The organism is Leucobacter sp. BZR 635 (assembly GCF_048061935.2).
Taxonomy (GTDB): domain Bacteria; phylum Actinomycetota; class Actinomycetes; order Actinomycetales; family Microbacteriaceae; genus Leucobacter.
Genome location: NZ_JBLUNZ020000033.1, coordinates 1 through 12,693 on the forward strand (window position 1 = coordinate 1; position 12,693 = coordinate 12,693).

Consider the following 12,693-nt stretch of genomic DNA (forward strand, 5'->3'; position numbering starts at 1 on the left):
GAGCGCTTGCCTGCATCGGCGGCCTCTTCAGCACCGTCGACGACATCGCGCGGTGGGGCTGGTTCCTGAGCTCGGCGTTCACTGATACTCCCGACCGCCCAGACCTGCTGTCTGCACGGAGTCGCCGCGAGATGCAGCGCACGCACACGTCGATTGCCGCGCCGCTCTCTCAGGCCCACCGCGATCCCGCGAGCCTCGGCTACGGGCTCGGGCTGTTCGTGTCGGAGGATCGGCGCTTCGGGCGCATGGCCGACCACTCTGGCGGCCTACCCGGCTTCAGCTCGCACATGCGCTGGCACGTCGAGAGCGGCGTCGGCACGGTTGCATTTGGCAACTCCGACGCTTTCAAAGCGGAGACACTCGCGGTCGCGGCGCACGCGCGGCTGCTCGAGGGCGGCAGCGTACCGTCAGCGCGGGTGGTGCCCTGGCCCGAGGCTGTGTCGGCGGCGGAACTCATTGACGATCTGCTGCGAGCGGGGCAGTCGCTCCGCGGTGCCGAGCGCGTGTTCGCGACGAACGTGTTGACCGACGTGCCGGCCGAGGTGCGCGACCGCCGCATCGCGGGACTCGCGGACGAGGTGGGCACACCGGTTGCCCAGGCACCCGTCGCCGCGCGACTCGGCGGGACGACAGATGCCGCGCAGCTCCGCTGGCGCGTCGAGTGCGAGCGCGGCGCACTCGTCTGCGATCTGCGGATGATCGGCCTCGACGCCCCGCTCGTGCAGAGCCTCGCCGTCGCGATCGCGAGCGAAAGCGCACGGAAGCCAGCGGCCGAAGAACCGAGCATCAGGGATCGCGCGGAGATCGTGCTACCGCGTAACGCAGGCGTGCCAGCGGGCTCGAACTAGCGTCTCAGCGTCGCTTCGCGCCCGCTTGGGCGTAACATCCGCGTTCGGGGAGTGCCTGTCTATTAAGATAGAGAGGTTCGTTCGGAAACCCTTCCGTTCGCGCGGCTTCAGGGGCCAAGCCGGGTCCGCTCGCCAGAGGTTGCACATATGCAGCCGACAGAGCGTCCGAGCGTCCAAGTGACACCCACCCAGAGCCGAGGAGCGTCCGATGACCGATCACCGAACCCTTGATGCGAACGCGATTGATGACCGTGTCTTCCCGCGCGGTGCACGCCGGGGGAGCGAATGCGGTGTCCTGAAGATCGGCGGCGTCCGCGCGACCGAGCTCGTCGAGCAGTTCGGGTCGCCGCTTTACGTCGTTGATGAAGACGCGACGCGCGCGACCGCCCGCGAAATCCGTGACGCGCTTCGCGGCGAGGCGCAGCGCGTCGGCACTGACGCGACCGTCTACTACGCGAGCAAGGCATTCTTGAGCGTTGAGACGGCTCGTTGGATGTCCGAGGAAGGCCTCGCGATCGACGTCGCCAGCGGCGGCGAGCTGCTCGTCGCGCTTGCTGCGGGGGTGGAACCGAGCAGGATCGGCTTTCACGGCAACAACAAGTCAGTCTTTGAGATCACCCGTGCCGTCGAGGCTGGGGTCGGGACGATCGTCATCGACAGCGAGATCGAGGTCGAGCGCATTGCCGCGGCGACAGCCGCAGCAGGAAAGCGTCAGCGTGTGCGGCTGCGCGTGAATAGCGGCGTGCACGCTTCGACCCACGACTATCTCGCGACCGCGCACGAAGACCAGAAGTTCGGCATGCCGCTCAGCGCCGCCCCCGCCCTCGTCGGCAAGATCGTCGCCCATGAGGGACTTGAATTTGTTGGCCTGCACTGCCACATCGGCTCGCAGATCTTCGCTACCGAGGGCTTTCGCGAGTCTGCCCGCCGCCTGCTGAGCATCTACGTGGAGCTCGCCGAGATCACCGGCGCGCAGATCCCCGAGCTCAACCTCGGCGGCGGCTTCGGTATCGCTTACACGCCCGAGCAGGCCGGCGAAGCGCCCAACGTGGCCGACATTGCGCGGCAGCTCGCCGATATCGTCGCCGAAGCCAGCCGCGAAGCTGGGATCGCGCTGCCGCACCTTGCCTTCGAACCCGGTCGCGCAGTCGTCGGCCAGTCGGGCATCACGCTCTACACGGTCGGCACCACGAAGCACGTCGACCTCACTGGCACCGGTGAGGCAGACCCCGCAGACCGCGGGTACGCCGAGCGGCTCTACGTGAGCGTCGACGGCGGCATGAGCGACAACGCCCGCCCGGCGCTCTACGGCTCCGATTACCACGTGCGCATCGCGAATCGCGCGAGCGACGAGGCGGCCGCGCTTGTGCGCGTCGTCGGCAAGCACTGCGAGTCGGGCGACATCGTCGTCTACCGCGACGAGCTACCGGCAGACGTGCGCCCAAGCGACATCCTCGCGGTCGCCGCGACGGGAGCGTACTGCTGGTCGCTGTCGAGTAACTACAACTTTGTCCCCAGGCCCCCGGTCGTCGCCGTTCGCGGTGGTGAAGCCCGCACCATCGTGCGCGGCCAGACCGAGGCCGATCTGCTCGCGCAGAGCGTGGTCGCGTAATGGCGACCCACACAACTACACGTCAGAATGAGAACGGAGAACACCAGGTGAACGGCTACCGAGACCTTCGGGTTGCACTGCTGGGATGCGGATCAGTGGGAGCGCAGGTGGCGCGCTTGATTCTCGAGAACGGCGATGAGCTTGCGGCCCGGATCGGGGCGCGTCTCACGCTCGAAGGAATCGCCGTGCGCACGCTCGACGCCGAACGCGACGTCGAGCTGCCCCGAGAGCTCTTCACCACCGACGCCGAGCGCCTCGTGCAGGGCGCCGACATCGTCATCGAGCTCATGGGCGGCATCGAGCCCGCACGCTCGCTGATCCTCCTCGCCCTCGGCGGCGGCGCAGACGTCGTGACCGCGAACAAGGCACTCATCGCCGCGCACGGTCGCGAGCTCGCTGACGCCGCAGACCAGGTCGGCGCGCAGCTGCTCTATGAAGCATCGGTTGCCGCTGCGATCCCGATCCTCCGCCCGCTCCGCGAGAGCCTCGCGGGCGACCACATCACCCGCGTCATGGGGATCGTGAACGGCTCGACGAACTACATTCTTGACCGGATGGATCGCTTCGGCGAATCCGCCGAGTCCGCGATGAAGCTCGCGAGCGATCTCGGCTTCCTTGAAGCCGACCCGACGCTCGACGTCGAGGGCTTCGACGCCGCGCAGAAGGCGACGATTCTCGCGAGCATCGCGTTCCACACCGAGGTGCCCGAGAGCGCTGTGTACCGCGAGGGCATCACGAACGTCACCCTTGACCAGATCACCGCGGCCAGGCACGCTGGATTCGTGATCAAGCTCCTCGCCGTCGCCGAACGCCTCACCGCCTCAGACGGCACCGACGGCGTATCGGTGCGGGTCTACCCGGCGCTGATTCCCCGCGAGCACCCGCTCGCCGCCGTCTACGAGGGCAAGAACGCGGTATTCGTCGAGGCCGAGGCTGCAGGCGAGCTTATGTTCTACGGTGCGGGAGCCGGCGGTAACGAGACCGCCTCAGCGGTGCTCGGCGACCTCGTTTCGGCGGCCCGCCGTCACGTCGTCGGTGGCCCCGGTATCCCGGGATCGACGCACGCCGAGTTCCCCGTGCTGCCCGTCGGTGAGGTCATGACGGCCTACCAGGTGATGCTCGAGGTGCGCGACGAGCCGGGCGTGCTCGCCCGCGTCGCCGGGATCCTCGCTGCCTACGGTGTCTCGGCCGCGAGTGTTGAGCAGAACGTTTCGGACGAGGGGCGCGCAACGCTCATCATCGGCACCCACACTGCACGCGAGGCTGATCTCGCTGCCACGGTCGAAGCGCTCGGCGCGGACGACGCGGTCGCCGAGATCACCAGCGTGCTTCGCCGGGAGGGCCGCGCATGAGCTTCGACGCACGCGCACTGAAGGTCCATGTTCCCGCGACCAGCGCGAACCTCGGGCCCGGCTTCGACACGCTCGGGATCGCGCTCGCCTACGGCGACGAACTCACCGTGGTGACGCGCCCGGAATCCGGCGCGACGGTCACCGTTCACGGCGTCGGTGAGGGCGAGGTCGACACCGACGAGCGCAACCTCGTCGTGCGGTCCGCGGCGTTCGTCTTCGAGCGGCTCGGCCGCACGATGCCCGGGCTGAACATTGAGGCCCACAACCGCATCCCGCACGGGCGCGGCATGGGATCCTCCGGCTCCGCGATCGTCGCCGGCGTGATGATCGCCGCTGGACTGCTCGCGAGCGATCCGGAACAGCCGCTCGAACTCACCGAGGCGCAGATCTTCGCGTTTGCGACCGAGCTTGAGGGGCATCCCGACAACGTCGCCCCCGCACTCTTCGGTGGTCTCACAATCGCGTGGACGAACGACGACGGCCCACGGTTTAAGCGCCTGCTCGTGCACCGCGGGGTTTCGCCGCTCGTGCTCGTGCCGACGTTCACGATGTCAACCGAGCACGCCCGCAGTCTGCAGCCGAAGCAGGTGCCTCACGAAGACGCGGTGTTCAACGTGTCGCGTTCCGCGCTGCTCATCGCCGCGTTGACGCAGAGCCCCGAGCTCATGCTCGAGGCGACCGAGGATCGGCTACACCAGAACTATCGCGGCGAGGCGATGCCTGAGACCCGCGACCTCATCGGTTCGCTCCGCGCAGCGGGCCATCCCGCGGTGGTCTCGGGTGCCGGGCCCTCGATCCTCGTGCTGTCCAACGGCTCGGGGGAGCGGCTCGCCGCCGCCGATCTGGTTGCAGAAATTGCCCCGGATTGGCGTGTACTGACACTGGCGGTTGACATCAAGGGTGCTACAGTAGAGGAGATTCCGGTCGACTCTGCGTTCTCTTCGCGGGTGTGACACTTCTTAGTTGGTGTCCCGGATCGATTTCCTAGCCGGGGCGTTTGCCCCCGAGCTTCCCGCACTCTTGTGCATGTTTGAGGCCTGGTGGCCCAAACTCGATAGATTCCGGAAGGAATACACGTGGAACTACATCCTGAAGATCAGACGCCCGCGGCAGACACCGCAGCGGCCGCACCCGTTCGCCGCCGCGCATCACGCCGCGTTTCGGCCGCAGCAGGCGCAGCCGCCGAGGTTGCCGCTGACGTCGCTGTGACCGTCACCGAGGCAGCGCCCGCGAAGGCTGAGGCCCCCGCTGCGGCTGAGGTTGCTGCTGACGCCGCAACCGAGGCCCCCGCCGAGAAGGCCACGCCGAAGCGCGCGACCCGTTCGCGCAAGAAGGCAGAGCCGGCAGTCGAGGCTGCGGTCGACGCCGCTCCCGCGCAGACCAGCGACGCCGCCGACAGCGCACCCGCCGAGGCACCCGCCGAGCCCGCAGCAGAGAAGGCTGCCGAGGCACCGAAGAAGCGCGCGACCCGTTCGCGCAAGGCCGCCGCAGCTCCCGCCGAGCCGGCAGCCGAGACCGCGGCAGAGACCGCCTCCGAACCGCAGGCAGACGCCGCGGCAGAGCCGAAGGCCGAGTCGAAGGCCGCAGAAGCGAAGGCTGAGACCGCCGACGCTGCTGCTGCACCTGCCGAGGAAGAGGCTGCGCAGCCCGCACGCCGCTCACGCCGCCGCGCGACGCAGAACACCGATTCGGCCGACGCCGATTCGCAGGGCCAGAGCGAAGATTCGAAGCCCCGCGGTCGCGGCGGAAACCAGAACGGCGCGAAGAACGACGGCGCGAAGAACGACGGTGCGAAGAACGACGGCGCGAAGAACGACGGTGCGAAGAGCACCGACGCGAAGAGCGCCGACGCGAAGCAGGACGACGCGAAGGCAGAGGCTGCAAAGTCAGACGCCGCGAAGTCCGACAACGACGGCCAGGGCGACCGCCAGGGCCAGAACGACGCCGGCAAGCAGGAGAGTGGTTCGCGTTCGAGCCGCACCCGCCAGCGCGACCGCAAGCGCCGCGGCGGCGACGACCTCGAGATGGAGATCGCAGAAGACGACGTGCTGCTGCCCGTCGCCGGCATCCTCGACGTCCTCGACAACTACGCATTCGTGCGCACGAGCGGCTACCTGCCGGGCGTCTCTGACGTCTATGTCGCACTCGGCCAGGTAAAGAAGTACAGCCTCCGTCGCGGTGACGCAATTGTCGGCGCGATCCGCCAGCCCCGCGAGGGCGACAGCGGCGGCCGCCAGAAGTACAACGCGATCGTGAAGATCGACTCGGTCAACGGTAAGCCCGTCGACGAGACCGAGAAGCGGGCCGATATCACCGAGATGACGGCAATCTTCGCCGAGCAGCCCCTGCGCTTCGGCACGGGCGCTGGCACCCTCGGCGCACAGATCGACGAGCACGCACCCATGGGCCTCGGCCAGCGCGCGATCGTCGCGCTGCCCGCGACGATCCCCGCAACCCGCGTGCTCGCTGAGCTTGCCGCAGCGGTCACCGCGAACGCCCCCGAAGCGCACCTGCTGGTCGTGCTCACGAACGCACGCCCCGAGGAAGCGACTCACCTCGAGCGCACCGTGAGCGGCGAGGTTATCGCCGCAACCTTCGACCGCGCAGCTGAAGACCAGGCAACGGTCGCAGAGCTCGCCATCGATCGCGCGAGCCGCCTCGTCGAGCTCGGCCACGACGTAGTCGTGCTGCTCGACTCGCTCACCGACCTGTCGCACGCCTACCTACAGACACAGCAGGGCAGCCGCACCGCCCCCGAGGCAGTGCAGGCCCTCGCGATCGCACAGGCAAAGCGCCTGCTCGGATCTGCCCGCAACCTCGAGAACGGTGGCTCGCTCACCCTGCTCGCAACCGTGCGCACCCACACGGGCGTTGCCGGAGACAAGGCTCTCCTGCGCGAACTCACCCCCGCGGCCAACAGCTTTGTGAAGATCTCGGGAGGCCGCCAGGCCCCCGAGGTTAAGGCTGAGAAGTCATACACAATCTCGTTCTAAGGCAGTAGAAGAACAGTGTTTGAGCAGGTAGAAGGGCTCCTCGCGGAGCATCTCCGATTGCAGGATGACCTCGCCGACCCCGCGCTGCATGCCGATGCAGCCCGGGCGAAGAAGGTCAATCGTCGTTACGCAGAGCTGAGCAAAATCAAGGTCGCCCACGAACACTGGGTGCACCTTGGCGAGGACCTCGAGGCCGCGCGCGAGCTCGCAAAGGAAGACGACGCCTTCGCGGAGGAGGTCCCCGAGCTGGAGACCCAGCTCGCGGACGCCCAGGAGAAGGTTCGCCGGCTCCTGATTCCCCGCGACCCGGACGACGCGCGTGACGTGATCCTTGAGATCAAGGGTGGCGAGGGCGGTGCGGAGTCCGCACTCTTCGGTGCCGATCTGCTGCGCATGTATATGCACTACGCAGAGTCCAAGGGCTGGAAGTCCGAAATCCTCGAGAAGGACGAGAGCGACCTGGGCGGTTACAAGAACGTCCAGATCGCGATCAAGTCGAACGCGAGCGACCCCTCACAGGGCGTCTGGGCACACCTGAAGTACGAGGGTGGCGTGCACCGCGTGCAGCGCGTTCCCGTGACTGAGTCACAGGGCCGCATCCACACCTCGACGACCGGCGTGCTCGTCTACCCCGAGCCCGACGAGGCCGAAGAGGTCGAGATCAGCCAGAACGAGCTGAAGATCGACGTCTACCGCTCGAGCGGTCCCGGCGGCCAGTCGGTGAACACTACCGACTCGGCGGTGCGCATCACCCACCTGCCGACCGGCATCGTTGTCGCGATGCAGAACGAGAAGTCGCAGCTGCAGAACCGCGAGGCTGGCATGCGCGTGCTCCGTGCGCGCCTGCTCGCGCGGCTCGCAGAAGAAGCTGCCGCCGAGGCGAGCGCGTACCGCTCAAGCCAGATCCGCACAATGGATCGCTCGGAGCGCATTCGCACGTACAACTTCCCGGAGAACCGCATCGCGGATCACCGCACGGGGTACAAGGCGTACAACCTTGACCACGTGATGAACGGCGCAATGGAGCCGATCATCGAGTCGTGCATCCGCATGGACGAGGAAGAGCGCCTGAAGGCACTCGGCCAGTAATCCGTCAGCCAAAACCCTGGTGGACGACAGCCTCTGTGCTGCCGCCACCAGGGTTTTTGCGTGCCTGGGAACGGCCGCCCGGCAGTAGGCTGAAAGCATGTCCACAGCTGTACTTCCCACCGCGCCCATCACCGGCCCGCTCGTGAGTCTCCGTGCCCCCATTGCGGCCGACCTCGAGCCACTGTACGAGATTCTGCTCGAGCCGGAAGTCGCCTTCTGGTGGGTGGGCTACACGCGGGAGCGCGTACAACAGGAGTTCATCGACGCGGTCGAGGTCACCCGCGTCATTGAGATCGAGGGGGAGTGCGCCGGCGCGATGTTCGTGCTTCGCGGAGAGGATCCGGAGTACCCGACCACGGTGATGCACCTCTTCATCGGCACGCGCTTTCGCGGACGCCGCATCGGTGAGGAGGCCCTCGCGCTCGCGATCCAACACGAGTTTCAGCACGGCATCAGCCGGATTACACTCGACCCGAATGAGCACAACGACGGCGCGATCCGCAGCTACGAGCGTCTGGGCTTCAAGCGCATCGGCGTGCTGCGCGACTACCAGGTGCGGCCAAGCGGGGCGCTTGAGGGCGCACTGTTCATGGATCTCACGCGCAGCGACTTTCCCGACGGCCCGCCGCTGCCGCCCCGCTGCCGCCCCGCTAGTCCGCGTCGCCAGTAGGCGCGGAAAACTCGGGAACGGGTCGGGGCCCCAAGTCGGCCATCGTGTTACTGAGTCATAACAAAAGAAAGACGACACGTGATTGTGACTTAAGTGCGATTAGTCTCGTGTGTATCGGGTGCCTTGCGACACGGAGGTCCCCCGCACACACGACGACAGAAATGAGATCACTCATGTCGAAACATCACACACGCACACTCGGGGGAGTCGGCGTCGTCGCGCTGCTCTCCGCCGCGGCACTCGCCCTTGCCGGATGCACGCCATCGAACGGTGACGGTAGCGGAGGATCGGATCCCGCCATTATCTCGACGAACGGCACGGAGCCGCAGAACCCGCTGGTCACCTACGCCACCACCGAGACCGGCGGCGGCAAGATTCTCACTGCAATGTATGCCGGCCTCGTGAGCTTTACGGTCGACGGCGAGATTGAGAACGAGATCGCTGAGTCAGTCGAGAGCGACGACGCGACGCTCTGGACGATTAAGCTCACCGACGGATGGTCATTCACAAACGGTGAGGCCATCACTGCGCAAACATTTGTAGACACATGGACGAATGGTGCGCAGGATCCTGCAGGTGCCTACTGGTTTGCCACGATCGAAGGTGCCGACGACGCGGGTGAATCCGTTCCTACCGGGCTGACTGTTGAAGACACTCTCACCTTCACCGTGCAGTTGAAGGCGCCGGAGGCGGACTTCCCACTTCGACTTGGCTATACCGCCTATATGCCGCTGCCCTCGGTCGCCTTCGAAGACATGGAGGCATTCGGCGAGAACCCGATCGGCAACGGCCCTTACATGCTCGACGGCGAGGGCGCATGGCGCCATGAAGAAGGTATCTCGCTCGTCACGAACCCCGATTACGATGGCAACCGCAAGCCGGTGAACGACGGCCTGGAGTTCATCTTCTATAACGACCTTGCCGCTGCATACGCCGACGCCCAGAGCGCCAACCTTGATCTGTTGGACTCGGTTCCCGATACCGCGTTCGCGACGTACCAGAGCGAGTTTCCCAACCGCTTTGTGAACCAGCCAGCCGCTATCTTCCAGGGCTTCAACATTCCGTATTACATCGATCATTTCGAGGATGGTGAGGAAGGAAGACTGCGGCGAGCAGCGATCTCGATGTCGATTAATCGCGCTGAGATCACGGAGACTATCTTCCAGGACACACGCACGCCCGCGACAGACTTCACGTCCCCCGTGCTGTCCGGATGGACAGAGAGCCTCAAGGGCTCCGAGGTGCTCGACTACAACCCAGACGAAGCGAAACGGCTCTGGGAGCAGGCTGACGCCATCACCCCCTATGAGGGCACCTTTACGCTCGCCTACAACGCGGATGGTGGACACCAGGGGTGGGTTGACGCCGTGGCGAACGCCATCTCAAACACGCTCGGTATTCAAGCCGAGGGCCTGTCACTGCCGACATTCGCCGCGGCTCTCGACCAGCGAAACTCGGCGACCCTGACCGGCGCGACGAGATCCGGGTGGCAGGGCGACTTCCCGACCCAAGCGAACTTCCTCTCGCCCCTGTATTCGACAGGGGGAAGCTCAAACTACGAGGGGTACTCGAGCGCGGCCTTCGACGCGAAGCTCGCAGAGGGCGCGTCGGCATCGTCAATCGACGAAAGTATCGCGCTGTACCACGAGGCTCAGGAGATCCTGTTCGTAGACCTGCCCGCCATTCCGCTCTGGTACTCCAACGCGGTTGGTGTGTGGGGCGAGAACCTCGGCAACGTGGTCTTCGGCTGGGATTCTGTTCCGCTCCACGAGCAAATCACGAAGGACTAGGGTTCCTCACCACCCCTGAGGAGGCACGCCACGCACTCACTACCGCGGGGCGCGCCCCTCCGGGGCAGCTTTTCCAGAGCCAACTCACTTCAGTGAGGAGTAGCGGGTGCCAGGGTATATCGGCCGTCGGCTGTTGCAGCTCATCCCCGTGTTCTTCGGGGCCACATTTCTTATCTACTTTCTCGTGTTCGCGCTGCCCGGAGATCCAATTGCCGCGATGTTCGGCGACCGGCAACCTTCGCAGGCCGCAATCGACGCGATCCGTGCCCAGTACCACCTCGACAGGCCGCTCGTCGTGCAGTACTTCATGTATATCCAAGGCCTGCTGCAGGGCGACTGGGGCACTACCTTTTCGGGACAGCGAGTCATCGACGTGATGATTCGCGCGTTTCCGATCACGCTGCGCCTCGCGCTCCTCGCACTCGCGATGGAGGCCATCGCGGGGGTACTCATCGGGCTCGTCGCGGGGCTGCGAAAGGGAAAGCTGTTCGATGCGAGCGCGCTCGTGGTGAGTCTGCTGCTCATCTCGGTTCCCACGTTTGTGATTGGCTTCGTGATGCAGCTCGTGTTCGGCGTCCAGCTCGGCTGGGCACGAACCACAGTCAGCGCGGCTGCGCCCTGGAACGAACTCATTCTTCCAGCGATCGTTCTCGCCTCGACATCGTTCGCCTACATTGTGCGGCTCACGCGCTCGAGTGTCGCCGAGAACCTCTCGGCAGACTTCGTTCGTACTGCAACGGCGAAGGGACTTCCTCGCCGACGGGTGATCCAGGTCCACGTGCTGCGCAACTCGCTCGTCCCCGTAGTTACGTTTCTCGGCGTGGATCTCGGCGCACTGATGGTCGGGGCGATCGTGACGGAAGGGATCTTCAACATCAATGGCGTAGGCGGAACTATCTACCGTGCCGTGACTATCGGCGAGGGGCCAACTGTGGTGTCCTTCGTTGCGGTCATGGTCATCATCTTCATGATGGCGAATCTCTTGGTAGATGTGCTCTACGCATGGCTCGACCCTAGGATTCGTTATGCCAAATAAGCCCCACCCAGGTCAGGAACACTTCGTCGCAGCTACAGAAGAGACTCCGCTGCGGGCGGTCGACGCGGTCGAGGTGCGAAGCAAGCCTCGAACGACATGGGGCGACGCATGGGAAACCATGCGTTCCCGCCCGATGTTCTGGGTCTCATCAATGCTCATTTTTGTCGTGATCTTCGTGGCCCTGTTCCCCGGAGTCTTCACGAATGAACCCCCGGCCGCCCAGTGCCTCCTGGTGAATAGCGACGGCCCCCCAACCACCGGGCATCCGTTTGGATTCACCCGGCAGGGGTGCGACGTTTTCTCGCGGGTGCTGCACGGCTCCCAAGCCTCTGTGTTGGTGGGAGTGGTCGCAACCCTCATGGTCGCCGCCTTTGGGTCCGTAGTCGGAGCGCTCGCAGGCTTCTATGGAGGATGGTTGGACGCGGTGCTTTCCCGTTTGGCAGACATCTTTTTTGCGATCCCAACGATTCTTGGAGCAATCGTGCTCATGTCGGTGGTGGCCGAACGCACGCCGCTCGTGGTCGCAACGGTGATCGCCCTGTTCGCCTGGCCGCAGATCCACCGCATCATGCGCGGCGCGGTACTCTCGGCTCGTCAGTCGGACTATGTGATGGCTTCGCAAGCGCTCGGACTGTCCCCGTTCCGCATCCTGGTCAGGCACGTGCTTCCCAACGCGGTAGCACCCGTCATCGCGGTCGCGACGGTGGCTCTTGGCACGTACATCGTGGCCGAGGCGACACTCTCGTTTCTCGGTGTTGGGCTTCCGCCAAGTGTCATGTCGTGGGGGAACGATATCTCCCAGGCGCGCACCTCACTACTCACCAACCCGACGGTAATGGCCTACCCGGCAGCAGCGCTGTCGCTCACGGTGCTGTCCTTCCTCATGCTCGGCGATGTCGTGCGTGACGCCCTCGACCCGAAGGAGAGAATGCGCTGATGAGTAGCGGAATCGCATTAACTGGGCAGGAGCCGCTCTTGCAGGTTTCCGACCTGCGCGTCACCTTCACGACGAAGGACGGTCCGGTCGCAGCTCTCCAAGGCGTTGATTTCACCATCTATCCGCGTCAGACGGTTGCCATCGTGGGGGAGTCGGGGTCAGGAAAATCTACGACCGCGCAGGCAATCATCGACTTACTCCCCGGTTCGGGCAAAATCACCGGTGGAGAGATCCTCTTCAATGGTGTGGACCTCTCGAAGCTCTCTCGGAGAGAACTCACCGCGGTACGAGGGGCGCAAATCGGCTACGTGCCTCAGGACCCGATGTCGAACCTCAACCCGGTATGGAATGTCGGCTTTCAGGTTG

Annotated in this window: 11 protein-coding genes; all 11 read left to right on the top strand. The window is 65.4% G+C overall.

The window, feature by feature from the left end; translation table 11 throughout:
- Positions 1 to 848 (top strand): serine hydrolase (locus tag ACI1US_RS06510; protein ID WP_461639159.1); only part of this gene is annotated, 848 nt, incomplete at its 5' end.
- Positions 849 to 1,056: 208 nt separating this feature from the next.
- Positions 1,057 to 2,460 carry a diaminopimelate decarboxylase gene (gene lysA / locus ACI1US_RS06515; protein ID WP_416549832.1) on the top strand — a complete coding sequence of 468 codons (1,404 nt, stop codon included), beginning with the start codon at positions 1,057 to 1,059 and terminating at the stop codon, positions 2,458 to 2,460.
- 47 nt (positions 2,461 to 2,507) lie between these two features.
- Complete coding sequence (locus tag ACI1US_RS06520; RefSeq protein WP_416549831.1) at positions 2,508 to 3,812, top strand: homoserine dehydrogenase; 1,305 nt, start codon at positions 2,508 to 2,510, stop codon at positions 3,810 to 3,812.
- Positions 3,809 to 4,765 carry a homoserine kinase gene (gene thrB / locus ACI1US_RS06525; protein WP_416549830.1) on the top strand — a complete coding sequence of 319 codons (957 nt, stop codon included), beginning with the start codon at positions 3,809 to 3,811 and terminating at the stop codon, positions 4,763 to 4,765. The genes ACI1US_RS06520 and thrB overlap by 4 nt, the downstream gene beginning before the upstream one ends.
- 123 nt (positions 4,766 to 4,888) lie before the next feature.
- Positions 4,889 to 6,805, top strand: a complete 1,917-nt coding sequence (locus ACI1US_RS06530) for a hypothetical protein (protein ID WP_461639162.1) — start codon at positions 4,889 to 4,891, stop codon at positions 6,803 to 6,805.
- A 15-nt stretch (positions 6,806 to 6,820) separates the two neighbouring features.
- A complete protein-coding gene (gene prfA / locus ACI1US_RS06535; RefSeq protein ID WP_461639164.1) occupies positions 6,821 to 7,894 on the top strand; it encodes a peptide chain release factor 1 in 1,074 nt (357 codons plus the stop codon).
- 97 nt (positions 7,895 to 7,991) lie between these two features.
- Positions 7,992 to 8,564 carry a GNAT family N-acetyltransferase gene (locus ACI1US_RS06540; protein WP_461639166.1) on the top strand — a complete coding sequence of 191 codons (573 nt, stop codon included), beginning with the start codon at positions 7,992 to 7,994 and terminating at the stop codon, positions 8,562 to 8,564.
- Between the two features lie 173 nt (positions 8,565 to 8,737).
- The gene (locus tag ACI1US_RS06545) at positions 8,738 to 10,354 is read left to right on the top strand and encodes a peptide ABC transporter substrate-binding protein (protein ID WP_461639168.1); all 1,617 of its coding nucleotides are present in this window, start codon (positions 8,738 to 8,740) and stop codon (positions 10,352 to 10,354) included.
- Positions 10,355 to 10,460: 106 nt separating this feature from the next.
- Entirely contained in the window at positions 10,461 to 11,390 is a 930-nt protein-coding gene (locus ACI1US_RS06550) for an ABC transporter permease (protein ID WP_461639170.1), read from the top strand.
- Positions 11,380 to 12,327, top strand: a complete 948-nt coding sequence (locus ACI1US_RS06555) for an ABC transporter permease (protein WP_461639172.1) — start codon at positions 11,380 to 11,382, stop codon at positions 12,325 to 12,327. The genes ACI1US_RS06550 and ACI1US_RS06555 overlap by 11 nt, the downstream gene beginning before the upstream one ends.
- Positions 12,327 to 12,693, top strand: a 367-nt coding sequence (locus ACI1US_RS06560) for an ATP-binding cassette domain-containing protein (RefSeq protein WP_461639174.1), incomplete at its 3' end; no start/stop codon positions are given. The genes ACI1US_RS06555 and ACI1US_RS06560, both read left to right, overlap by 1 nt.

Coding starts and splice junctions, on each gene's coding strand:
- lysA (WP_416549832.1), top strand. CDS start 1,057: ATGACCGATCACCGAACCCTTGATGCGAACGCGATTGATGACCGTGTC.
- thrB (WP_416549830.1), top strand. CDS start 3,809: ATGAGCTTCGACGCACGCGCACTGAAGGTCCATGTTCCCGCGACCAGC.
- ACI1US_RS06540 (WP_461639166.1), top strand. CDS start 7,992: ATGTCCACAGCTGTACTTCCCACCGCGCCCATCACCGGCCCGCTCGTG.
- ACI1US_RS06545 (WP_461639168.1), top strand. CDS start 8,738: ATGTCGAAACATCACACACGCACACTCGGGGGAGTCGGCGTCGTCGCG.
- ACI1US_RS06555 (WP_461639172.1), top strand. CDS start 11,380: ATGCCAAATAAGCCCCACCCAGGTCAGGAACACTTCGTCGCAGCTACA.